Origin of the sequence: Allobosea sp. Tri-44 (genome assembly GCF_004123845.1) — a bacterium.
Classification (GTDB): Bacteria; Pseudomonadota; Alphaproteobacteria; order Rhizobiales; family Beijerinckiaceae; genus Allobosea.
Window position 1 is genome coordinate 476632 of record NZ_NBDP01000030.1, and the last position, 23224, is coordinate 499855.

Here is a 23224-nt window from a genome sequence, read left to right on the forward strand (position 1 = left end):
CGCTCAGGCTCCGCCCTGCCAGGCTTTGATCCAGTCCATCGGCCAGAGCAGCATGATGACGTTGAGGGTGAGGTTGTCGCGGATCAGCCAGCCGACGATGAGCTCCATCGCCAGCGCGCCCGACACCGTGATCCAGACCGGCGCGAACCGGGCGAACAGGAAGCCGAGCGCCATGGCGAGGATGTCGCTGACCGAGTTCAGTACGCTGTCGCCGTAATAGTCGAGCGAGATCGTGGCCGTGCGGTAGTGATTGATCACCGCGTCGGTGTTCTCGGTGATCTCCCAGGCACTCTCCAGCACAATCGCGAGTAGTAGCGCGAGGCCGACGGAGATCGGCAGGCCGGTGATACGCCGGATCAGCCAGAACAGGCCGTAGAACAGGAAGCCGTGGATGATGTGCGAGAAGGTGTACCAGTCGGCGATGTGCTGGGAGTTCTCGGAGGACATCACCGTGCCCTGCCAGAGCTTGATCGTCCCGCATTTGCAGATCGGCTCGCGGCCCATCCAGAGCAGGATCGCCGCCGCGCCGGCGGTCAGCAGCGCCGCCAGCACGGCGATGGCCACAGGGCCGAGGCGGCCGGGCGCCCAGTTCGCGCGCGCCGAGGGCGCCTTGGAGGAAAGCGATTCAGCGAGCGTCATCAGATCCCCGCATACATCCGGCCGGGCTCGAACACGCCCTCCGGGTCGAAGCTTTTCTTGATGCCCGCCGTCACTCGCATCAGTGGCTCGGAGAGCGGCTCGAATACGGGAACTACGGCTCGCACCGCATCGGGTGCCCGGACCAAAGTGGCATGGCCACCGAGCGGCTTCAGCACAGCGCGGATCGCGGCGGCACCGGCATCCCCATCTGCCGGCACGGCCAGCCAGACGAGGCCACCGCCCCAATCGTAGAACCAGCGCGCCCCCGGCACGGCGCGAGCGATCGCGGCGGTCGCCTTCGGCCCGTTGGTAGGCGCGAGCGAGAGCCGCCACACGGCGTCCAGCGTGCCGGCGAAGAAGGAGGCATCGCGCACCTCGCGCCAGAGCGTGTCGGATGCGCGCCCCTCGACCAACGCGGGTCGCCCATGAGGCTTCAAAAGGCGGGCAAGCTCGGCGGCGCGGTAGCTGACCGAAGCGGAGAAGTTCTCCAGCCTGAGCAGCGTGCGCGCCTGCTCTGCACCGATGCCAGCCGGCAGATGCGCGGCCGCCATGGGCTCGAAGGGCGAGCCAAGCGCGCCCGAAAGCAGCGCCACTGCTGCCTCGTCGGCAAGGTCCTCCCAGATCAGCGTCACGACGCGTTCCGGTCGCGGCAGGACTCGGAAGGTCACTTCAGTCAGGAAGCCAAGCGTGCCGAAGCTGCCGGCGACGAGCTTCACCAGGTCGAGACCGGTGACGTTCTTCATCACCCGCCCGCCCGACTTCACCAACTCGCCACGGCCATTGATCAGCTTGATGCCGATCAGGGAGTCGCGGGCGGCGCCGGCATTGATCCGGCGCGGGCCGGAGATATTGCCGGCCGCGATCGCGCCGATGGTCGGCTCGCCGTCTGTGCCGAGCAAGGCACGATGGTCCATCGGCTCGAAAGGCAGCATCTGGCCGCGCGCGGCCAGCGTCTCCTCGATCAGCGTCAGCGGCGTGCCGGCTTTGGCGCCGATCACCATCTCGGACGGCTCGTAGAGCGTGATACCGGTGAGGCCGGCGCTGGTGATGGTGCTGACGGTATTGTCCGGCCGGCCGAGGCCCGTGCGCGTGCCGCCGCCGCGAATGGCGAGCGGAACGCGCGCCTCGACGATCGAAGCGACGACGGCGCAGGCCTGCGCCTCTGTGGTGGGGGTGTGGAGCATCAGGCGCCCACCACTGTCATTCCGGGGCTTCGCATCGCGAAGAACCCGGAACCCACGACTGGGCATCGCCGGTCAGGACAGCCCTTCATAGAAATCCTTCCATTCCGGATTCATGTCTTCGATGAGCTTGATCTTCCAGGCTCTGCGCCACTTCTTCAGGACCTTCTCCCGGTCGATCGCATCCCTGACATCCTCGAACTGTTCGTACCAGACCAGCCTGTCTACCCCGTAGCGGCTCGTGAATCCGATGTTTCGTTTCGATTTGTGCTCATGGGCACGTCTCGCCAGATCGTTGGTGATGCCCAGGTAAAGCGTACCGCTTCGTTTGCTAGCCATGAGGTAGACGAGATACGCCATCCCGCTCACCCGGTCGTGGGTTCCGGGTTCTCGCTACGCGAGCCCCGGAATGACAAAGCTCACGCTGCGATCCGGCCTTTGAGCGGGAAGACCTTGGCCGGGTTCAGCAGCCAGCGCGGATCGAACACCGCCCTCACCCGCTGCTGCTGGTGCAGGTCGGCCTCGTTGAACTGAACGGTCATCAGGTCGCGTTTCTCGATGCCGACGCCGTGCTCGCCGGTGAGGCAGCCGCCGACCTCGACGCAAAGCTTGAGGATATCGTTGCCGGCATCCTCGGCCTTCTGCGCCTCGACCGGATCGTTGCAGTTGTAGAGGATCAGCGGGTGGAGATTGCCGTCGCCGGCGTGGAAGACATTGGCGACGCGCAGGCCATAGCCCTTGATGATCTCGTCCATGCGCTCGAGCACGAAGGGCAATTGCCCGGTCGGGATGGTGCCATCCATGCAGATGTAGTCGGCGATGCGGCCGGTCGCGCCGAAGGCCGATTTGCGGCCCTTCCAGATCGCCGCCGTCTCCATCGCCGATTTGCTCTCCTTGACCGTGCCGACGCCGTGCTCCCTGGCAATCGCGACGATGCGGGCGAGCTGGGCGTCCATCTCGGCCTCGGAACCCTCGACCTCGATGATCAGCAGCGCGCCGCAATCCATCGGGTAGCCGGCATGGGCAAAGGCTTCGCAGATCTCGATCGCCGGCTTGTCCATGAACTCCATCGCCACCGGGATGATGCCGGCGCCGATGATCGCGGCGACCGCGGCGCCGGCCTCGACACTGGTCGGGAAGCCGAACAGGACCGGCCGCGCACCCTCGGCCTGGCGCAGGATGCGCACCGTCGCCTCGGTGACGATGCCGAGCTGCCCTTCCGAGCCGACGATCAGGCCGAGCAGGTCGTAGCCGGGCGCGTCGAGATGGCCGCCGCCGATCTCGACGATGCTGCCGTCGAGCATCACCAGGGTGACGCCGAGTACGTTGTTGGTGGTGACGCCGTATTTCAGGCAATGCGCGCCGCCGGAGTTCATGCCGATATTGCCGCCGATCGAGCAGGCGAGCTGCGAGGACGGATCGGGCGCGTAGAAGAAACCGTCGGCCGAAACGGCGCCGGTAACGGCGAGATTGGTGACGCCGGCTTGTACCTTCGCCACCCGGTTGGCGTAGTCGATCTCGAGGATGCGGTTCATCTTGGAGACGCCGATGACCACGGCATCCTCCTGCGGGATCGCGCCGCCGGCGAGCGAGGTGCCGGCACCGCGCGGCACCACCGGCACGCCCTGCTCGCCGCAATAGCGCAGCACCGCCGCGACCTCCTGCGTGGTCGAGGGCAGCACAACGGCGAGCGGCATGCGGCGATAGGCGGTCAGCGCATCGGTCTCATAGGGGCGGCGCTCGTCCTCCGAGGTGATCAGCGCATCGGGCGCGACCAGCAGGCTGAGGCCGGCGATGATGGCGTCGCGGCGGGCGAGGATGCCGGCATCGGGAACCGGAAAGGCGATCGCACTCATAGCAAATCCTCCACTCACCTTGCCTCGCCCACGGAGCCACCAGGCGCTGTCACTGCGCACGCGCACCGAACGAGTCCGATGCGACTCTAGAATACTTCCACATGTGGCGCAGCGCGAGTAACGTGCATGATTATTTCCAAAATGGAAAAGATGGTGGGCGCATGGACCGGTTTGGCGACCTCGACGTCTTCGCCCATGTCGTCACGGCCAGGAGCATGTCCGCCGCCGCCCGCGAGCTCAGCCTCTCGCCGGCCGTGATCTCCAAGCGCATCCGCCGCCTGGAAGACCGACTCGGCGTGCGCCTGCTCCAGCGCACCACGCGCCAGCTTTCGCTGACCGAGGCCGGCCAGGGCTTCTACGAGCGGGTGGTGTCGATCCTCGGCTCGATCGAGGAAGCCGAGGCCTGGGTCGCCAGCGGCGCCGGCCAGGCGCGCGGAACCTTGCGCGTCTCGGCGCCGACCTCGTTCGGGCGGATGCATGTCGCGCCGCATCTGAAGCCCTTCCTTGACGCCAACCCTGCGGTGAATGTCGAACTGATCCTGAGCGACGGGTTCGTCGACATCATCGCGGAGGGTTTCGACCTGGCGGTGCGGATCGCTGATTTGCGCGATTCGAGCCTGGTGGCGAAGCGGCTGGCGCCGAACCATCGCGTGCTATGCGCGACGCCCGGCTATCTCGCCGCCAATGGTAACCCCGAAACCATCGAGGACCTGCCGCGCCATACGCTGGTCGCCCACAATGCCGACCAATGGCGTCTCGATGGGCCGGAAGGCCAGGTTTCGGTCCGGATCAACGGCCCGCTGCGGACGAATTCCAGCGAGGTCGTGCGCGAGGCGCTGCTGGCGGGCGTCGGCATCGCCTTGCGCTCGACCTGGGATGTCGGTCCGGAGCTGAAATCGGGAGCCTTGATCAGGGTGCTGCCGGACTATTCGGTCGGCAAGCGCGTTGCCGTCTACGCGGTCTATCCGAGTCGCCGGCACATGGAGCAGAAGGTGCGCGCCTTCGTCGATTATCTGGCGGAGCTGTACGGGGCGACGCCGTATTGGGATGAGGGGTTGGTGTTGTAGAGTTTCAGGCGCGGGACCCCGACAGAACCCCTCTCCTGGAAGGAGAGGGGCAGGGGTGAGGTGTTCGGACTGGAAACGTTGGCCGGAACCCAACCGCGCGATCAGCCCTCGCGGCACTGGTCAAGCGGCCTACACCTCACCCTGCCCTCTCCTTCCAGGAGAGGGTTCCCCGCGCCCTATGCATTGCGGGCTCCCGCAGTGCCCGGTTGCTGTAGCGCCTACTATTGCCGATTGTCCCTCCCACCAGGGAGGACAGGCATGACATTCGGCTTCATCGAGGGTTTTCGCGTCGAGGTGCTCGACCCGCGCTTCCATCGGATCGTGCCCGGCTCGGCCAGGATGGAGCGGCTCTGGACCGGGGCGCGCTGGTCGGAAGGACCGGCCTGGTTCCCGGCCCACCAGACGCTGGTCTGGTCCGACATCCCGAACGACCGGATGCTGCGCTTCGATGCGCTCACCGGCCAGGTCGGCGTCTTCCGCCAGCCGGCGCGCAACTCGAACGGCAACACCGTCGACCGCCAAGGCCGGCTCGTCACCTGCGAGCATGGCGGGCGCCAGGTGACACGGACCGAGCATGACGGCTCGGTCACCGTGCTGGCCAGCCACTACCAGGGCAAGCGGCTGAACTCGCCGAACGATGTGGTGGTGAAGTCGGACGGCTCTATCTGGTTCACCGATCCCGATTACGGCATCCTGACCGATTATGAGGGCGACAAGGCCGAAAGCGAGATCGGCCACTGCAACGTCTACCGCATCGATCCGCAAAGCGGCGAAGTCACCATCGCCGCCGACGATTTCGTCAAGCCGAACGGCCTCGCCTTCTCGCCCGACGAAAGCGCGCTCTACATTGCCGATACCGGCGCGAGCCATGATCCGCAGAACGGGCCGCGCCATATCCGCAAGGTCGCGATGACCGGCGATGGCAGGACGCTCGGCGCCTCCTCGGTCTTCGCCACCTGCACCAACGGATTGTTCGACGGCTTCCGCTTCGACGTTTCCGGCCGGCTCTGGAGCAGCGCCGCCGATGGCGTCCATGTCTACGACCCGGATGGCACGTTGATCGGCAAGGTGCTGGTGCCGGAGGTGGTGGCGAACCTTTGCTTCGGCGGGCCGAAGCGGAACCGGCTCTTCATCTGCGGCACGACTTCGCTCTATGCGCTGATGACGCACACCAACGGCGTGGCCTGAACCTCCCGCGCAGGCGGTATGACAAGCTCATGATTGCGGCAGAGAGATAGTTCCGTATGGCACATCTCTTGCCGCTGTCCGCACACCATTCCTCTTATCGGTGTGCGCAATGTTCAAACGTTTGGCAGCCTCTGCCCTCGTCGCCCTTTCCGTAGCCAGTCCGGCGTTGGCCGAGACGGTCGTCCGCTACGGCATTTCGATGGCGGACATACCGCTGACCTCGGGCCAGCCGGATCGCGGCGCCGGCGCCTACAAGTTCACGGGCTATACGCTCTACGACCCGCTCGTCGCCTGGGAGATGGACGTCGCCGAGCGGCCAGGCAAGCTCGTAGCCGGGCTGGCGACGGCGTGGAAGGTCGATCCGGCCGATGCGAAGAAGTGGCTGTTCACCCTGCGCGACGGCGTCAAGTTCCATGACGGCAGCGCCTTCGACGCCGACGCCGTGGTCTGGAACCTCGACAAGGTGCTCGACGAGAAGGCAGCGCATTACGACCGGCGCCAGGCGGCGCAGGTCAAGCCGCGCCTGCCCTCGATCGCGAGCTGGCGCAAGGTCGATGCCAAGACGGTCGAAATCACCACCAAGGCAGTCGATTCCTTCTTCCCCTATCAGATGCTCTGGTTCCTGGTCTCGAGCCCGGCGCAATACGAAAAGCTCGGCCGCGACTGGGAGAAGTTCGCGCGCGAGCCCTCCGGCACCGGCCCGTTCAAGCTGACCCGGCTGGTGCCGCGCGAACTCGCCGAACTCAGCCGGAACCCGGATTACTGGAACAATAACCGCCTCGCCAAGGTCGACAAGCTGGTGCTGGTGCCGCTGCCGGAGGTGCTGTCGCGCACCAACGCGCTGATCTCCGGCCAGGTCGATCTGATCGAGACCCCGGCCCCCGATACCGTGCCTCAGCTCAAGAAGGCCGGCATGAAGATCGTCGAGAACGTCACGCCGCATGTCTGGAACTATCATCTCAGCGTCGCGCCCGGCTCGCCCTGGACCGATATCAGGCTGCGCAAGGCGATGAATCTCGCCATCGACCGCAAGGGCGTGGTCGAGTTGATGAACGGCCTCGCCAAGCCGGCCGTCGGCCAGGTCGATCCAGCCAATCCCTGGTTCGGCAAGCCCGGATTCGAGATCAAATACGACCCCGAGGCGGCGAAGAAGCTGCTCGCCGAGGCCGGCTATTCGCCGACCAAGCCGCTGAAGGCGACCTTCGTGATCGCGCAGGGCGGCACCGGCCAGATGCTGTCGCTGCCAATGAACGAGTTCATCCAGCAGAACCTGAAAGAGGTCGGTATCGAGATCGACTTCAAGGTGGTCGAGCTCGAGCTGCTCTACACCCACTGGCGCAAGGGCGCGAAGGACGAGATCAACGCCGGCATCAGCTCCAACAACATCGCCTATGTCACCTCGGATCCGCTCTATGCGATCATCCGGTTCTTCCACTCGAACCAGGCCGCTCCGGTCGGCGTCAACTGGGGCGTCTACGCAAGCCCCGCGGTCGACGCGCTTCTCGACGAGGCTATGAAGACCTTCGACGTCGCCCGGCAGGACGAGCTGCTGGCCAAGGCGCATGCGCAGATCGTCGACGACGCGGTTCTGGTGTGGGTGGTGCACGACACCAACCCGCATGTGCTTTCGCCGAAGATCAAAAAGTTCGTGCTGGCCCAGCACTGGTTCCAGGACCTGACCACGATCGGCCTGGACTGATCCTTGCCCCGGGAGCCGGCCATGGCAGGCCCCGGGCTGTTACTGCGGCGCGGGCGGCTTTTCGGACTTCAGCCGCCCGACAAGAAAGGGCATCAGCAGCCCGAGCAGCATGAAGCGCGTCAGATGGTGCGCGCCGACATAGAGCGGGTCGAGCCCCATGGCGAAGGCGAGCATCGCCATCGCCTCGAGCCCGCCCGGCGCGAAGGCTGCCATGGCGCTGGCATAGGGCACGCCGGCGAGCCAGGCTGCCGGCCAGGCGAAGGCAAAGGCCACCGCCATCGAGACGACGAAGCCGCCGATCGCGAGCGGGAACAGCGCCGCGATCTCGTTGCGCTTCAGGTTCGAGACGCGCCCGCCCATGGCCGCGCCGAGCATGACCATCACCGCGATCGCGATCTCCGGCGGCATCGTGCCGTGGACCAGACCGGTGCCGTGCAGCACGGCGCTCGCCAACGTGGCGCCGAGAATGAAGGGCGCGGTGATCCCGATCTTCTCGAAGATCAGTCCGGTGACGAGCCCGCAGCCGAGCAGCAGCGCCATGTCGCCAACGCTCGCGATCACAACAGGCGGCGGCAAAGCGAGCGGAACGCCGCCGCTGCTCAATTTCATGATGCTGGGCAGGACCGCGACCAGGACGAGGATGCGGAAGAGCTGGATCGCGGCGATGCGGCCGATATTGGCGCCCTTGTCCTGTGCCACCGAGATCACGGCCGAGAGCGCGCCGGGCGCGGCCGCCAGCAGCGAGTCGATCCAGCTCCAGCGTGCCACAAAGCGCAGATAGGCGCCGGTCGTCAGCATGATCGCGACGAGGCCGACGACCAGCACGAGCAGCGAGCCGGGATAGCGCGCCGTCGCGGCGAGCGCCTCGGGCGTCGCGGCCGAACCGATCAGCGCGCCGGACATCACCATGGTCGAATCGAACCAGGGGCGGCGTAGATCGGGCAGCGGCCGGGTGATGCCGAGAATGGAGACCAGCAGCATCGAGCCCGACAGCCAGGCCGCCGGGACATCGAGCAGGGCGAAGAGCGTGCCGCCGACCGCCGCGCAAGCGATCACAGCCGCTTCACGCGACAGGGTGCGCAGATGGTAGGGGACGTAGCTCGGGACAGGCATGATGCTCGCGATGCGCCGTCGGGGCGCAACGCCGCATCAATGACGGCCGCCAGTTCTCAGGTCAAACGCCGGGAGCGCAAGCGGGGCATGACCCAGGCGAGGTCAGCCGGCCAGCGCCTTCTGCAGGCGCGCCACCGTCTCGACGAGATCCGAAGCCTTGCGGGCGAAGCAGAGCCTGAGCCCCGTCTCGCCGCCCGGTCCGAAGGCGGTGCCGGGCGCCAGACCGACATTGGCCTTGTCGACCAGCTCGATTGCCAGCGCGCGTGAATCGGTGCGGCCGTCGACGGCGAAGAACTGGTAGAAGGCGCCGTCCGGTGCCTGCAGCGTCACGCGGTTCGTCGCCTTCAGCCCTTCGGCGATGATGCGCCGGCCTTCGGTAGCGCGGGCGATCTGCTCGGCAACGAAGGGCTCGCCTTCCTCCAGCGCCGCGATGGCGGCGCGCTGGACGAAGACCGGTGAGCCGGAGGTCGAGTACTGGATCAGATTCTCGACGATCTGGCCGAAGGCCGGCGGCACCTCGATCCAGCCGACGCGCCAGCCGGTCATCGCCCAGTTCTTCGAGAAGGTCTGGACGAAGAGGATGCGGTCCTCCTGCTCCATCACGTCATGGAAGGAGGCGGCCCGGGCTGAACCGTCATAGACGAAGCGGGCATAGATCTCGTCGGCGATGATCCAGATGCCGTATTTGCGGGCGATGGCGAGGATAGCCGCAAGCTCGTCGCGTGTCGCTGTCCAGCCGGTCGGGTTGGCCGGTGAGTTGATGACGAAGGCGCGGGTGCGCGGCGAGATCGCCGCTTCCAGCTTCTCAAGGTCGAGCGTGAAGCGCCCGTCCTTGAACTCCATCGGCACGCAGACCGGATTGGCGCCGGCGATACCCATGGCAGCAGCGAAATTCGGCCAGGCCGGGGTCGGGATGATCAATTCGTCGCCGACGCCGGCGATCAGCCGGACCGCGATCTGGACCGACTGCATGCCGGAGCCGGTGACGTAGAAGCGGTCCATGGCGAAGGGGCGGCCATAGAGCGCGGTGTGGTAGCGCGCCAGCGCCTCGCGCAGGTCCGGAATGCCGCGCTGCCAAGTGTAGAAGGTCTCGCCATCGGCCAGCGACTTGTTGGCGGCGCGGACGATGAACTCGGGCGTCGCGAGATCGCCCTCGCCGACCCAGAGCGGGATCAGCCCGGGCTTGAGCCGGCCGTGGTTGACGACCTCGACGATGCCGCTCTCGGGCGCATTGCGCGCCTCGGGGCGCAGGTCGGCGATCAGGCTGGTCCCGGCCGGTGCGTGCATGTTCATAGGCGATCCTTCGGGCGATCTGTCGCAAGAAACATGCAAGCCAATCTAACGCAGATCGCGCCGCGGCGGCATGAATTGACGAGATCGACCCGATCGGTCGCGGTGATGGATCGCAGGGCGCGCTCGGCGTTCCGGCACGCCCCGCGAGGACGTCAGGCCTTCTGCTTCAGCAGGTCGCGGATCTCGCCGAGCAGCACGACGTCCTGCGCAGGCGGCGCGGGCTCGGCCGCCTTGGCCGCTTCCTTGCGCTTGAGCCGGTTGATCCCCTTGACGACCATGAACAGCACGAAGGCGATGATCATGAAGTTGACCGCGATGGTGAGGAAGCTGCCATAGGCGAGCACGGCGCCCTGCTTCTTCGCATCGACGAGGACCGGCGCGGTCACGGCACTGTTGAGGCCGATGAAGTAGTTGGAGAAGTCGACGCTGCCGATCGCGCCGATCAGCGGCATGATGATGTCGCCAACCAGCGATTCGACGATCTTGCCGAAAGCCGCGCCGATGATCACGCCGATGGCGAGATCGACGACATTGCCCTTCAGGGCAAATTCCTTGAATTCCTTGATCATGGCGCGCCTTTCCGAATGCCTGGCCAGTCTTCGGCATCACGCTACGCAATGCCGCCCCCCGCGGCAGGCTAGACCATCGACGGCGACGTGGGAAACCGCTCTCCCAGCACTTTCCTCGCCCTTTCAGCGGATAAACGCCGTTTTCAGGAGGCCGACCATCCATATTGCGAAGTCGGGATGACGACCAACCCTGCGGCAGAGATTCCGCTCTCTGCCGCCCGCGTCCCCTCTCAGAAACCTTCGAGAACGATTTTGCCCTTGGCCCTGCCGCTTTCGAGCAGGGCATGGGCGCGCTTGAGATTGGCCGCATCGATCCTGCCGAAATGCTCGCCGAGGGTGGTCTTGAGCTTGCCGGCGTCGACCATGGCGCTGACCTCGTTGAGCAGCTCATGTTGCGCGATCATGTCGGCAGTGCCGAAGAGCGAGCGCGTGAACATCAGCTCCCAATGCAGCGAGACGCTCTTGCGCTTGAGCTTCATCGCATCGATCGGCTCGGGATCGTCGATCAGGCCGAAGCGGCCCTGCGGCGCGATCAGCTCGACGATCTCGTCGAAATGCCGGTCGGTCTGCGTGGTCGAGAAGACGAAGGCCGGCGCGCCGATGCCGAGCGCAGCGACCTGAGCGGCCAGAGGCTTGGTGTGGTCGACGACATGGTCGGCGCCGAGCTCCCTGACCCAGGCCTGCGTTTCCGGCCGCGAGGCAGTCGCGATCACCGCGACGTCGCTGAGCTGCCTGGCGAGCTGGATCGCGATCGAGCCGACGCCCCCAGCGCCGCCGATGATCAGCAGCGCATTCGCCGCCCCCGGAACCGCCCGGCGGATGTCGAGCCGGTCGAACAGCGCCTCCCAGGCGGTGATCGCAGTCAAAGGCATTGCCGCCGCTTCCGCGACCGAGAGCGAAGCCGGCCGGCGACCGACGATGCGCTCGTCGACCAGATGGTATTCGGCATTCGTGCCCGAGCGGCCGATGGCGCCGGCATAGAAGACCTTGTCGCCCGGCTTGAACAATCTGGCGTCGGGGCCGACCGCCTCGACGACGCCGGCGGCATCCCAGCCGAGCACCTTCGCACTGCCAGCCTCGGGCTGCGAGCGCAGGCGCATCTTGGTGTCGACCGGATTGACCGAGACCGCCTCGATCCGAACCAGCAGGTCGCGGCCAGCCACCGCCGGCTTGTCGAGCGTCAGGTCGAGCAGCGCCTGCGGATGCTCGATCGGGTGGGATGCGCGGTAGCCAACGGCCTTCATCGGATTATCTCCTGTTGCAGGCCAAGAAATATGGTTATGCTCCCAGGCTGCAATACGCACAAAACGGACCAGTAGTATCACAATGGATACTGTCGGATGCTGAAGACGAAGAAGCGCTACGACTGCGCCGCCGGTTGCCCGGTCGAGGCGACGCTCGACCTGATCGACGGCAAGTGGAAGGGCGTGATCATCTACCACCTGCTCTCCGGCACGCTGCGCTTCAACGAGATCCGCCGGAAGCTGCCGAGCGCGACGCAGCGCATGCTCACCCGGCAATTGCGCGAGCTCGAGGAGTGCGGGCTCGTTCTCCGCACGGTCTATGCGCAGGTTCCCCCGCGGGTGGACTACGCCCTGACGGAGGAAGGCCGCTCGCTCGAAGAGATCGTCCGCGCCATGCACGCGTGGGGGCAGCAGCGGATGGAGCGACTGGCACAGGTCCCGACAGCAGCCTGAAACCGGCCTAAAGACCGATGGCGGCAATGGCGCGGCAGCGATAGGTTTGCCGGCGATCGCCGTTGCAGGAGCATGCTGCGAAAAAGTGGCAACGGTTTTTCGCGTAAAGCATGCTCCAAACTATTGGAATCGATCAGGCCATCCGCATTTGGACGGAATCGTCCAAATGCGGATGGCCTGATCTAGGGAGGCGCGATGCTACCGGCCTGGTCAGTCGTCCTGAGCGCACTCGGCTATCTCTGCGTCCTGTTCGCGATCGCGCATCTCGCGGACACCACCGGACGGCGCCTGATGACCGGGCGGGCGCGCACGACGATCTATGCGCTGGCGCTGGGCGTCTACTGCACGTCCTGGACCTTCTACGGCTCGGTCGGCTTCGCCAACCGGGCGGGCTTCGACTTCCTCGGCATCTATGTCGGCCCGGCGCTGGTGATCGGTCTGGGACACCGCTTCGTCGCCCGCATCGTCAGCATCGCCAAGTCGCAGAACATCACCTCGATCGCCGACTTCGTCGGCGCGCGCTACGGCAAGAGCGAGCGCGTCGCAGCGCTGGTCTGCATCGTCGCGGTGGTCGGCGCCCTGCCCTATATCGCCCTGCAGTTGAAGGCGGTGGCAAATTCGCTCTCGGTGTTCTTCGCCGCTGCCGGCGGGCCGCCGCCGATGACCGACATCCCGATCCTGAGCGACCTCGCCTTCCTGGTCGCCCTGGTCCTCGCCGGCTTCGCCTGCGCCTTCGGCACCCGCCATATCGACGCGACCGAACACCAGGACGGGCTGGTGCTGGCGATCGCGGCCGAGTCGCTTGTCAAGCTCGTCGCCTTCCTGGCTCTCGGCGTCTTCGTCGTCTACGGCCTGTTCGACGGGGCCAGCGACCTCTTCGCCCAGGCGGCGCGGGCGGCTGCGGCTGCGGACAAGCCGCCGATCTGGGACCGGACCTCGAGCTGGCCGATGTTCCTGACGCTGACCGCCCTGTCCTCCTGCGCCGCGCTGCTGCTGGCGCGGCAGTTCCACATGGCGATCGTCGAGAATCGCGACGTCCGGGACGTGCGTCGCGCCGCCTGGATGTTTCCGCTCTACCTCGTGCTGATCAACCTGTTCGTGCTGCCGCTGGCGGCGGCCGGCGAGGTCCTGCTGCCGGGCTCGGGCGTCGATCGCGACATGACCGTGCTGCTGCTGCCGCTGGAGAAGCAGGCCGGCTTCATCGCCCTCTTCGTCTTCATCGGCGGGCTTTCGGCGGGCACCGCCATGGTCATCGTCGCCTCGGTCGCGCTGGCGATCATGATCTCGAACCATCTCGTCACGCCGTTGCTGCTGCGCGGGCGCGGCGTCAGCGTCGACCCCGAGCGCGCGGCCGCGATGATCGAGCGCAAAGGCCGCAGCGGTCCGACCGGCGGCGATCTCGGCTCGCAGGTCGTGCACATAAGGCGCGGCGCCATCGTCGTCGTCATCCTGCTCGGCTATGCCTATTACCGGGCTGCGGGCGAGGCGGCGCTGGTCTCGATCGGCCTGCTCTCCTTCGCCGCGACGGCGCAGATCGCGCCGGCCTTCTTCGGCGGACTGATCTGGCGGCGCGGCACGGCGCTCGGCGCCGCGGCCGGCCTGTCGGCGGGCCTGCTGACCTGGCTCTATACGTTGCTGATACCGAGCCTCGCCCAGCCCGGCGGCTATTGGGCGGAGATCGTCGCGCACGGGCCGCTCGGCATCACCGCCTTGCGACCGGAGGCGCTGTTCGGCCTGTCGCTGCCGGCCCTGCCCCATGGCGTGCTCTGGAGCCTCGGCATCAACCTTATCTGCTATGTCGGCTTTTCGTTCATTCGCCCGGCGAGCGCGATGGAGCGGCTGCAAGCCAACGCCTTCGTCGAGTCGGACCGGGCAACGATGGCGCAGTCCTTCTCGCTCTGGCGCTCCAGCGTCACCGAGGCGGAGCTGCAGTCGACCATCGGCCGCTATCTCGGCCAGGAGCGGACGCAGCGCGCCTTCGAGGGCTTCGCCCATTCGCGCGGCGAGGTGCTGAACGGCACCCGCGAGGCCGATATCCACACGCTGCGCTTCGGCGAGCACCTGCTCTCCTCCGCGATCGGCGCCGCCTCGTCACGCCTCGTGCTGTCGCTGCTGCTGAAACGGCGCAACCTCTCGACCGAGGCCGCCTTCAAGCTGCTCGACGACGCCTCGGCAGCCCTCCAGTACAATCGCGACATCCTTCAGAACGGCCTCGACCATGCCGGCCAGGGCATCACCGTGCTCGACCGCGACCTCAGGCTGCTCGCCTGGAACAAGGCCTTCATCCAGCTCTACGACCTGCCGCCCTCGCTGGTGCGCTTCGGCACCGGGCTCGACGAGATCGTGCGCTACAATGCCGAGCGCGGCGCCTATGGCGCCGGCCCGCTCGACGAGCTCATGGCGGCGCGGCTGGAGAGCTTCGTCAACGACCGCGAACCGGTCCGGCTCAAGCTCTACCCTTCCAAGAACGTGATCGAGATCCGCTCCAACCCGCTGCCCGATGGCGGCATCGTCACTACCTATACCGACATCACCGACTCGGTCGTGGCCGAAGAGGAATTGGCGCGGACCAACGAGACGCTGGAAAAGCGTGTCGCCGAGCGCACCGAGGAGATCAGGCACGTCAACACCGAGTTGCAGCGCGCCAAGGCCGAGGCAGACGACGCCAACGCCTCGAAGACGCGCTTCCTCGCCGCTGCCAGCCACGACATCCTCCAGCCGCTCAATGCCGCTCGGCTCTACGCCTCCGCTCTGGTCGAACGCGACCGTGCCAGCACACAGCCAGATCTCGCCGAGAACATCGACGCCTCGCTCGACGCGGTCGAGGAGATCCTGACCGCGCTGCTCGAAATCTCGCGGCTTGACGGCGGCGCGCTCAAGCCCGAGATCAGCGCCTTCCGCCTCGACGAGCTGATGCGGCAGCTCCAGCGCGAATTCGAGCCGAGCGCCCAGGAGAAGGGACTGAAGCTCGTCTTCGCGGCGACCGCGACGACCGTCCGCTCGGACCGACGCTTGCTGCGTCGCCTGCTGCAGAACCTGGTTTCGAACGCGATCAAGTACACCCCGAACGGCAAGGTGCTGGTCGGCTGCCGCCAGCGCGGCGGGCAGATCGCGATCGAGGTGCTCGATACCGGATTGGGCATTCCGGCGAGCAAGCAGAAGACCGTGTTCCGCGAGTTCCAGCGCCTCGACCAGGGCGCGAAGGTCGCGCGAGGACTGGGTCTCGGCCTGTCGATCGTCGAGCGGATCGCGCGCACCCTCGACCACAAGCTCCAGCTCGCCTCGACACCGGGACGCGGCACGCGCTTCTCGATCCTGGTGCCGCGCGCCGCGCCGCTGCCGGCAATGGCGACGAATGCGGCCGCACGCAACACCCCGTCCAGCAGCCAACTCGCCGGCCTCAAGCTGCTCGCCATCGACAACGAGCCGACGATCCTCGACGGCATGCGGCTCCTGCTCGGCGGCTGGGGCTGCAAGGTCGAGACCGCACGCGATCTCGACGAAGCCGCGGCGATCATCGCCGCGAATGGCTCGCCGGACGTGCTGATCGCCGACTACCATCTCGACCGTGGCGAGAACGGCATCGCTGTGATCTCGGCCCTGCGGCAGCAGGTCGGCGGACTGCCGGCGATCCTCCTGACGGCCGACCGCTCGCCGGAGGTGCGCGAGGAAGCCGCGGCGCTCGATATCCACGTGCTGAACAAGCCGCTGAAGCCGGGTGCGCTGCGGGCCCTGCTGGCGCAATGGCGCGCGACCCGGCTCGCGGCGGAGTAATGAAACGCGTCATGCTCGGGCTTGACCCGAGCATCTCAGGCCGAATGGGGCTTCAGCCAGCGCCTTCTCGTCATGAGATTCTCCGGTCTGCGCTTCGCTCCGCCCGAGAATGACGGGGCATCACGCTTCCAGCGCAGTCCCCGCCTGCCGCAAGGCCTCCTCGGCCGCGAGGAAGGCCGCGACCTCCGGGCTCGGCTCGGGGCTTTCGACCGCAACGCCCATCTCGGCGAAAAGGCGGGCAGCCGGCACATAGGCTCTGCCCTTGCGGTCATAGAGCGCGGCACGCACCAGCGCGACCGCGGCGACGATCTCCTGGCCGTCGCGCCCTGCCGCCAGGATGCGATGCTGCATCACGACCCAGCTCTCGCCCCAGCACAGCAGCCGCGTCTCCAGCCTGAGCGCGCGGAACAGGCGGACCTCACGGCGGAAGCGGATCGTGCCGCAATTGACCACCGGCACCCAGCCATGGCGCAGGATCGCGCGCCAGAGACCGCTGCGCAGCATCAGATCGGCACGGCCGAGATCCATCAGCCCCCAGTAGCGGGCATTGTTCATGTGCAGGCTGGTGTCGAGATCGTGGGGCCAGACCCGGAAGGGCAGGATCGAGGCCTCGAAGGGCGGCTTCAGCCTGGGCTGGAAGGGCCGCGTCAGCAGCAGCCAGATGAGGCGGAACCAGAGATTCATGGCGGCGTCCCGAAGAGAATAGTTTAGTTGTAAACGTTTTTGCGCACACGGCCAGACCCGCTTGGCGAGCGCCCGCGACGGCAAGCCCGTCCGCCTCGATCTCGACTGGACAAATCCGAATGCTGCGCTGCACGATCCTGCGGCGCAGGACGCTGCGACAGCGCCGCCATGCGGATAATGCGGGAGCACGCGCAAGATCATGCTTGCCAAACCCGCTTTTTACGCAGAAACATCTGCGCTTTCCGGCGACCGCGCCAGACGGCGCCGGCCCACGGGACGACGCTCCAGCGATGCAGATCGAACTCGATTCCCGCGACAAGACGATCCTGCGTATCCTCCAGAAGGACGGCCGGATCACCAATTCGGACCTCGCCGACAAGGTGCACCTCTCGCCCTCCGCCTGCCTGCGCCGTGTGCGCCAGCTCGAGGAGAGCGGGCTGATCCGCGGCTATGTGATGATGCTCGACGAGCGCATCGCCGGCTTCCCCGGCACTGCCTTCGTCTTCGTCACGCTCGACCAGCAGGGCCGCGCCTCGCTGGAGAGCTTCGAGAAGGCCGTGCAGGACCTGCCCGAGATCCTCGAATGCCACCTGCTCGCCGGCGCGCACGACTACCTGATGCGCGTGATCTATCGCGACAGCGCCGATTTTGAGCGCATCCACACCGACATCATCACGCAATTGCCGGGCGTCACCCGGGTCCAGTCGACCCTGACGCTGCGCACGATCAAGAAGACCTCCGCCCTGCCGATGTGAGGCACGGGGTTGCGGCGAAAGGGACCAGAGCCGATAACGGGCCGCCAACAGGATTCGCGCCCGTGACCGACGCCAAGACCAATGCCGATGTCGCCGGCCTGCCCTTCGAGGCGGCCCTGAAGGAGCTCGAGGGCATCGTCGCCCGGCTCGAACGCGGCGACGTGGCGCTGGAAGAATCGATCGACATCTACACCCGCGGCGAGGCGCTAAAGGCTCGCTGCGACGCGCTGCTGAAGCAGGCAGAAGCCCGCATCGAGAAGATCACGCTCGGGGCCGACGGCAAGCCGACCGGCACCCAGCCACTCGACGTCGGGAACTAGGCCAGTGGACTGATCGCGGCCGCTTCGCTGAGCACGGCCTCGATCAAGCGTGCGACATGCTGGACCGCAGGATCAGTCTCGCTGCGCCGGTGCCAGGCGAGATGCAGCGGGAAGCCCTCGACTGCGACCGGCGGCTCGAAGGTGACGAAGCGATCAGCCTCTTCCAGCGGCAAGGTCCGGCTCGGCAGGAGCGCGATCAGGTCCGAGGCCAGCAGCAGCGGCGGCACACTGAGGAAGCTCGGCACGACCAGGCCAATATGGCGCTTGCGGCCGAGCCGGGCGAGCGCCTCGTCGAGCGGACCATGCGTCTCGCCTCGGCCGGAAACCAGCACATGCGGAAAGGCGAGCCAGCGATTGAGGTCGAAGCTGGCGCCAGCGGGGTGGCCCTTGCGCATCGCGACGACATAGCGCTCGCGCAGCAGCTCCCGGCGGGTGAAATCGGCGTCGATCGTCGGGAAGACCGAGATGGCGAGATCGGCCCGCCCCTGCGCCAGGGCCTCCAGCGTCGCCTGCGCGCCCTGCCAGGGCAGGATGGCGAGGGTCAGGCCCGGCGCGGTGCGCATCAGGTGTTCATAGACCCGGCCCGTCACCAACTCCGGCGGCAGCTCGGCCGTCATCACCTTGACGGTCTGCGTCAGGCTCGTGAGATCCGGCTCCGGGGCGTCAAGCAGTGCCGCCACCTGGGCGAGGATGTCGCGCAGCGGCTGCTGTAGCGCCCGCGCCTTCGCCGTCAGGTGCATCCGGCCCCTGCCCCGCAGCAACAGCGGGTCCTTGAAGAGATGGCGGCAGCGATCGAGCGCGCTGGACGCCGCTGGCTGCGACAGCCCGATCCGCTCGGCCGCGCGCGAGACATGGGCCTCGTCTAGCAGGGCGTCGAGCACCACGAGCAGGTTGAGATCGATCGCCCGTAAATTCATGAGGTTGATAATAGGATATATTGATCATCCATTGGAGTAATTTCTAAGCGCGCCGCATCCTCCTCTCGAACCCAAGGAGGTCGCCATGACGCAGACGCTGATCCTGCTCTTCCATCCCGATTATCGCTGCTCGCGCGCCAACAAGGCCTTGGCGGAAGCCGCAAGCAGCCAGCCCGGCACGACCGTCGTCGATATGCAGGCGCTCTATCCGGATGGGCGCATCGATGGCGACGTGGAGGTCGCGCGGCTTCTTGCCGCCGAGCGCATCGTCCTGCAGTTCCCGGTGCAATGGTATTCGACGCCGCCGCTGCTCAAAGCCTGGCAGGACGCGGTGCTGACGCGGATGTTCTACATCCACTACGCAGCGGAGGGCGCAAAGCTTGCCGGCCGGCCGATCCTGATCGCCGCCACCGCAGGCAATGTTCCCGAGGCCTACACGCCGAGCGGAGCCAATCTGTTCTCGCTGCGCGACCTGTTGAAACCGCTGCAGGCGACGGCGCATCGCTGCGCCCTCGCCTGGCAGGAACCGTTCCTGGTCTATGACGTCCGCCGGGCCGATGCCGAGGCCCTGGAGGCGACCGCCGGCCACTACGTAGCGCGGCTCGCCCAGCTCGAAACCCGGCAGGCCGCCTGACTAGCCGGGGCATTCGTGGACGGGCCGGCGCCGAGACGCCGGCCCGTCCCGACTCAACCCTGCTCGGCCTTGTTCGTGCGGCGCGAGAACGCCATCAGGATCGCCGTACCAAGCCCCGACTTCACCAGCGAGCCAAGCAGGAAGGGCACGACGCCGGCGAGCATCGCCTTCTCCGGACCGATCAGCGTGGCGAGCCAAGCTGCGCCGAGCAGCAGGCAGAGAGCGTGGCCGAGCAGCATCGAGACGAAAGCGAAGGCCGGACGGCTGCCATTCCAGCCGCGCTCGGCGAGCCAGCCGACCAGGGCGGCGACGAGCGGGAAGGAGGCGAGATAGCCCGCGGTCGGGCCCATGAAGGGCGCCAGTCCACCGTTGCCATTGGCGAGCACGGGCAGGCCTAGCGCCGCCTCTCCGAGCCAGGCGACGATGGTGAGCGCGCCGAGCCGCCAGCCATAGAGCGCGCCGATCAGGATCACCGCCAGTGTCTGCATGGTCATCGGCACCGGCAACATCGGTACGCTGATCTGCGAGGCGATCGCCAGGACCAGGGTGCCGGCGAGGACTGCCCCGAGCTGGACGAATGCCGGACGCGCTTGCAGATCGAGCGGGCTGAAGCGGGGGGGTGCGGCGTAGCTGAGGTCGCTCATGGGTTTGATCTCCATTGATTCCAGAATTATAGATAATTTAGCAAGTCGATCTATCTCAGAATCCATAAGGCCGATCGGATTGCAAGTCAGCAGCGCTCGGCTACCCCACGCGCGAAAATGCACAGCCGCGTTGTAGCCACGCCCCGCCGCCGATGGCCCGGCCTCGGCTTCAGCCCTGGATGGCGAAGACGTCGCGGGTTCCGCCGGTGGCAGTGCGGACCGGCTTGGAGCCGATCCATTGGACATGGCGGGCGAGGATCGCCGCGGCGTCGTCGACCTGGCCAACGCGCAATGCTGCGAGGATGGCACGGTGATCGTGATCGGTCCGCGCCTCCCAGTCCGAGCGCCACGACGAGAACAGGAAGCGGGCGCTGGCGGCGTGGAGATCGTCGATCGCCGCCAGCAGGCGCGGCATGGCGCAGGGTGTCACGATCAGGCGGTGGAAGCGCCGATTCGCCTCCTCCCAGGCGCGGACATCCGGCGAATTGTCGCCGGCGCGGGTCGCCTCCTCGGCCTCGTCGAGGATCGCGCGCGTCAGATGCGGCCCGGCGTGGCGCAAGGCGAGAACTTCCAGCGCCGCGCGCATCTCGGCGACTTCGCGAACCTCGCGCAGGTCGAAGGCGGCGACGCGCACACCGCGGCGCGGCTCGCTGACGGCGAGACCCTGCGCCTCGAGGCGCTGGAAGGCTTCGCGCACCGGGACATGGCTCGCGCCGAACTCGGCCGCGACATGGTCCTGCCGCAGCCTTGCCCCCGGCTCGAGCTGCCCGGAGATGATCCGTTCGGCGAGAACGCGGCTGATGCGGACTGGAAGGGTCTCGGATTTCTCGCTGGCCATGGATTATCGATAATTTTTCCGGCGGGCGGCGTCGAGCCCGGTGCGGCCGGTTGTACCCTTGTCGTGCGCGACGTCCGGGGCCAGTCTTCTCACGCTCACAGGAGGACATCGCCATGTCGCAGCTGCCCGATCATGATCCGATCGCGGGCGATACCCGCTCCTGCGAGGCGCTCGAGCAGGTGATCGTGCCACGCGCGCATGATCTCGGTGGTTTCTCGGTCCGCCGCGCCTTGCCTTCGATCGGACGCAAGATGGTCGGCCCCTTCATCTTCTTCGACCAGATGGGCCCGGCCGAGTTTCTGCTCGGCGAGGGCATCGACGTGCGCCCGCACCCCCATATCGGGCTTTCCACCGTCACCTATCTCTTCGACGGCGAGATCATGCACCGCGATTCGCTCGGCACGGCGCTGCCGATCCGCCCCGGCGCGGTGAACCTGATGACGGCCGGGCGCGGCATCGTCCATTCCGAGCGCACCGCGCCGGAAGAGCGGCTGAAGGCGCCCAAGCTCTATGGCATCCAGACCTGGCTCGCTTTGCCGAAGACGCATGAGGAGGTCACGCCGGAATTCATCCACCACGCCGCGCCCGAATTGCCGCGCATCGTCGGCGAGGGCAAACGCGTCAGCCTGATCATGGGCTCGGCCTTCGGCCAGACCTCACCGGTGAAATTCCCCTGGGAGACGCTCTATGCCGAGGCCGTGCTGGCGCCAGGCGCGATCCTGCCGCTCGACCCTGACTATCACGAGCGTGCCGTCTACATCGTCACCGGCAAGATCGACATCGCCGGCGATGAGTTCGGCGCCGGCCAGCTCCTGATCTTCAAGCCGGGCGACCGGATCTCGATCCTCGCCGTCGATCAGAGCCGGCTGATGCTGATCGGCGGCGAGCCGATGGACGGCCCCCGCCATATCTGGTGGAACTTCGTCTCGTCCTCGAAGGAGCGCATCGACCAGGCCAAGCAGGAGTGGAAGACCGGCCGCTTCGACACCGTGCCCGGCGACGAGGAAGAATTCATTCCGCTGCCGGAGCGCTGAGTTCCCCCACCGGCATCACCTTCAACCGCGGCATCTGCGAGGCCAGGATCGCCAGCATCGACAGCGCGAAGAGGCCGACCGGCAGCCACATCGCCGCCTCGACGCCGAGCCATTCGCCGGCGAGGCCGCCGGCGAGCGCCCCGATCGGGCGCATGCCATACATGGCGGTGGTGATCGTCGCGCTGACGCGGCCGAGCAGCGGCTGCGGCGTCACCGCTTGGCGCAAGGTGGTCTGGGTGATGAACCAGAGGATCGGACCGAAGCCGAACAGGAAGAAGGCGAGTGCCAGCGCCGGCCAGCCCAGCGCCGGCGGCGCGAGCGCCAGCGCGGCTGCCCCGAAGAGCGAGACCGCCGGACCGAAGACGAACAGGAACCCGGTCGGCAGGCGCGCGATCAGCCAGGCGCCGGACAGCGCAGCGGCGATCGCGCCCGCACCATAGACCGAGGATGCCAGGCCGACCGCGGCGGGGTCGAGCGCCAGCACACGCAGCGCATAGGGCGCGAGCAGCGCCATGAAAGCGAAGAAGGCGAGGTTCCAGCCGATGGCGCAGAGCGCGATCGGCCTGAGATAAGGATGGCGCGCGACGAAGGCGCCGCCCTCGGCGATGGCGCGGTGCAAGGGCTGGCGCGGCTGCACAGGCGGGCGCTCAGCCGGGAGGCGGGCTGCCGCAAGGATCACGACGACGCCACAGGCGGCGCAAAGCCCCAGGCTGAGCCAGCCCGAAGCGCGTGCCACCGCCCAACCGGCGATAAGCGGCGCGATCAGACTGAGGGCCGCCCGGCCGAGCTCGAGGCGGCTGTTGGCGCGCGGCAGCTCGGCGAGCGTCACGGCTTTCGGCATCAGCACGAAGATCGAGAGCGCGATGGTGACTGGTCCCGCCGCCGCGATGAAGGTCGAGAGCGCCAGCGCCGGCCCGATCGCGCCGCTGGCGAGCAGAACCGCGCCTAGGCTGGAACCCAGCGCCATCAGGGCACCGCCGGCGAGGATCAATGTGCGCGGCGCCATGCGATCGGCGAGCACGCCGGCCGGCAGCGAGATCAGCAGCCAGGCCGCCGACTGCGCAGCGACCAGCAAACCGACGAAGCGCGGCGTCGCGCCGGCCTGCGTTGCTGCGAGCGTGATCGTGTCGAGCGCGAGCTTGTCGGCGAACTGCGCCGTGACGCCTGCCAGCAGCAGGGCGATGAAGAAGGGCGAGGTCATGGGAGACATCCAGCAAAGAGGATGACCCTGATTTTCCAGATCGGACCGCTTGCTCCCACCCGTTTCCTGCCCGGCTGCGACGACAAGCCGGTTTGCCAGCGTCGCCGTGAAAGACTATTTC

At 67.1% G+C, this 23224-nt stretch carries 22 protein-coding genes; 9 read left to right on the forward strand and 13 right to left on the reverse strand.

Annotated elements, in window-relative coordinates; translation table 11 throughout:
• Positions 1 to 3: 3 nt before the first annotated feature.
• The 4 genes from B6S44_RS18710 to B6S44_RS18725 all read right to left on the reverse strand — a co-directional run bounded on the left by B6S44_RS18710 (position 4) and on the right by B6S44_RS18725 (position 3676).
• Positions 4 to 639 carry a DUF2585 domain-containing protein gene (locus tag B6S44_RS18710; RefSeq protein ID WP_129158381.1) on the reverse strand — a complete coding sequence of 212 codons (636 nt, stop codon included), beginning with the start codon at positions 637 to 639 and terminating at the stop codon, positions 4 to 6.
• Entirely contained in the window at positions 639 to 1826 is a 1188-nt protein-coding gene (locus B6S44_RS18715; RefSeq protein ID WP_129158868.1) for an FAD-binding protein, read from the reverse strand. The genes B6S44_RS18710 and B6S44_RS18715 overlap by 1 nt, the downstream gene beginning before the upstream one ends.
• A 69-nt stretch (positions 1827 to 1895) precedes the next feature.
• A complete protein-coding gene (locus B6S44_RS18720; protein ID WP_129158382.1) occupies positions 1896 to 2180 on the reverse strand; it encodes a GIY-YIG nuclease family protein in 285 nt (94 codons plus the stop codon).
• Positions 2181 to 2239: 59 nt separating this feature from the next.
• Entirely contained in the window at positions 2240 to 3676 is a 1437-nt protein-coding gene (locus B6S44_RS18725) for an FAD-binding oxidoreductase (protein ID WP_129158383.1), read from the reverse strand.
• A gap of 161 nt (positions 3677 to 3837) precedes the next feature.
• Here B6S44_RS18725 and B6S44_RS18730 point away from each other — a divergent pair, with 161 nt between their 5' ends.
• The 3 genes from B6S44_RS18730 (at position 3838) to B6S44_RS18740 (ending at position 7630) form a co-directional block, all read left to right on the forward strand.
• Complete coding sequence (locus tag B6S44_RS18730; protein ID WP_129158384.1) at positions 3838 to 4743, forward strand: LysR family transcriptional regulator; 906 nt, start codon at positions 3838 to 3840, stop codon at positions 4741 to 4743.
• Between the two features lie 258 nt (positions 4744 to 5001).
• Positions 5002 to 5931: an SMP-30/gluconolactonase/LRE family protein gene (locus B6S44_RS18735; protein WP_129158385.1), complete on the forward strand. Its 930-nt coding sequence runs from the start codon at positions 5002 to 5004 to the stop codon at positions 5929 to 5931.
• A 109-nt stretch (positions 5932 to 6040) separates the two neighbouring features.
• Positions 6041 to 7630: an ABC transporter substrate-binding protein gene (locus B6S44_RS18740; protein ID WP_129158386.1), complete on the forward strand. Its 1590-nt coding sequence runs from the start codon at positions 6041 to 6043 to the stop codon at positions 7628 to 7630.
• A gap of 39 nt (positions 7631 to 7669) precedes the next feature.
• Here B6S44_RS18740 and B6S44_RS18745 read toward each other — a convergent pair whose 3' ends face one another.
• From B6S44_RS18745 to B6S44_RS18760, 4 genes are all read right to left on the reverse strand, one after another.
• Entirely contained in the window at positions 7670 to 8743 is a 1074-nt protein-coding gene (locus tag B6S44_RS18745) for an AbrB family transcriptional regulator (RefSeq protein ID WP_129158387.1), read from the reverse strand.
• A 102-nt stretch (positions 8744 to 8845) separates the two neighbouring features.
• Positions 8846 to 10036 carry a pyridoxal phosphate-dependent aminotransferase gene (locus B6S44_RS18750; RefSeq protein WP_129158388.1) on the reverse strand — a complete coding sequence of 397 codons (1191 nt, stop codon included), beginning with the start codon at positions 10034 to 10036 and terminating at the stop codon, positions 8846 to 8848.
• Positions 10037 to 10188: 152 nt separating this feature from the next.
• Positions 10189 to 10605, reverse strand: a complete 417-nt coding sequence (gene mscL, locus B6S44_RS18755; protein WP_129158389.1) for a large conductance mechanosensitive channel protein MscL — start codon at positions 10603 to 10605, stop codon at positions 10189 to 10191.
• A gap of 230 nt (positions 10606 to 10835) precedes the next feature.
• The gene (locus B6S44_RS18760) at positions 10836 to 11849 is read right to left on the reverse strand and encodes a zinc-binding alcohol dehydrogenase family protein (protein WP_129158390.1); all 1014 of its coding nucleotides are present in this window, start codon (positions 11847 to 11849) and stop codon (positions 10836 to 10838) included.
• Between the two features lie 96 nt (positions 11850 to 11945).
• Here B6S44_RS18760 and B6S44_RS18765 point away from each other — a divergent pair, with 96 nt between their 5' ends.
• Together B6S44_RS18765 and B6S44_RS18770 are read left to right on the forward strand one after the other, a co-directional pair.
• Positions 11946 to 12302 (forward strand): winged helix-turn-helix transcriptional regulator, encoded by a 357-nt coding sequence (locus tag B6S44_RS18765; RefSeq protein ID WP_129158391.1) that lies wholly within the window; start codon positions 11946 to 11948, stop codon positions 12300 to 12302.
• Between the two features lie 195 nt (positions 12303 to 12497).
• Positions 12498 to 16076 carry a PAS domain-containing hybrid sensor histidine kinase/response regulator gene (locus tag B6S44_RS18770; RefSeq protein ID WP_129158392.1) on the forward strand — a complete coding sequence of 1193 codons (3579 nt, stop codon included), beginning with the start codon at positions 12498 to 12500 and terminating at the stop codon, positions 16074 to 16076.
• Between the two features lie 120 nt (positions 16077 to 16196).
• Here the strand turns inward: B6S44_RS18770 and B6S44_RS18775 are convergent, their stop codons facing one another.
• Positions 16197 to 16760 (reverse strand): acyl-CoA thioesterase, encoded by a 564-nt coding sequence (locus tag B6S44_RS18775; RefSeq protein ID WP_129158393.1) that lies wholly within the window; start codon positions 16758 to 16760, stop codon positions 16197 to 16199.
• A 290-nt stretch (positions 16761 to 17050) separates the two neighbouring features.
• Here B6S44_RS18775 and B6S44_RS18780 point away from each other — a divergent pair, with 290 nt between their 5' ends.
• Positions 17051 to 17515, forward strand: a complete 465-nt coding sequence (locus B6S44_RS18780) for an Lrp/AsnC family transcriptional regulator (protein WP_193219601.1) — start codon at positions 17051 to 17053, stop codon at positions 17513 to 17515.
• A 62-nt stretch (positions 17516 to 17577) separates the two neighbouring features.
• On the forward strand, positions 17578 to 17835 hold the full coding sequence (locus B6S44_RS18785; protein WP_057187566.1) for an exodeoxyribonuclease VII small subunit: 258 nt from the start codon (positions 17578 to 17580) through the stop codon (positions 17833 to 17835).
• Here B6S44_RS18785 and B6S44_RS18790 read toward each other — a convergent pair.
• A complete protein-coding gene (locus tag B6S44_RS18790; RefSeq protein ID WP_129158394.1) occupies positions 17832 to 18752 on the reverse strand; it encodes a LysR family transcriptional regulator in 921 nt (306 codons plus the stop codon). The two genes, B6S44_RS18785 and B6S44_RS18790, sit on opposite strands and share 4 nt — an antisense overlap.
• Before the next feature lie 85 nt (positions 18753 to 18837).
• Between B6S44_RS18790 and B6S44_RS18795 the strand changes: the two genes are divergently transcribed.
• Positions 18838 to 19386 (forward strand): NAD(P)H-dependent oxidoreductase, encoded by a 549-nt coding sequence (locus tag B6S44_RS18795; protein WP_129158395.1) that lies wholly within the window; start codon positions 18838 to 18840, stop codon positions 19384 to 19386.
• 53 nt (positions 19387 to 19439) lie between these two features.
• On the opposite strand, the gene B6S44_RS18800 is transcribed toward B6S44_RS18795, so the two are convergent.
• Both B6S44_RS18800 and B6S44_RS18805 read right to left on the reverse strand, forming a co-directional pair.
• Positions 19440 to 20030: a biotin transporter BioY gene (locus B6S44_RS18800; RefSeq protein ID WP_129158396.1), complete on the reverse strand. Its 591-nt coding sequence runs from the start codon at positions 20028 to 20030 to the stop codon at positions 19440 to 19442.
• A 169-nt stretch (positions 20031 to 20199) separates the two neighbouring features.
• Positions 20200 to 20868 (reverse strand): GntR family transcriptional regulator, encoded by a 669-nt coding sequence (locus tag B6S44_RS18805; protein ID WP_129158397.1) that lies wholly within the window; start codon positions 20866 to 20868, stop codon positions 20200 to 20202.
• A gap of 113 nt (positions 20869 to 20981) precedes the next feature.
• On the opposite strand from B6S44_RS18805, the gene B6S44_RS18810 reads away from it, so the two are divergent.
• The gene (locus tag B6S44_RS18810; protein WP_129158398.1) at positions 20982 to 21902 is read left to right on the forward strand and encodes a pirin family protein; all 921 of its coding nucleotides are present in this window, start codon (positions 20982 to 20984) and stop codon (positions 21900 to 21902) included.
• On the opposite strand, the gene B6S44_RS18815 is transcribed toward B6S44_RS18810, so the two are convergent.
• Positions 21880 to 23103: an MFS transporter gene (locus B6S44_RS18815; protein ID WP_164985884.1), complete on the reverse strand. Its 1224-nt coding sequence runs from the start codon at positions 23101 to 23103 to the stop codon at positions 21880 to 21882. The two genes, B6S44_RS18810 and B6S44_RS18815, sit on opposite strands and share 23 nt — an antisense overlap.
• Between the last annotated feature and the right edge of the window lie 121 nt (positions 23104 to 23224).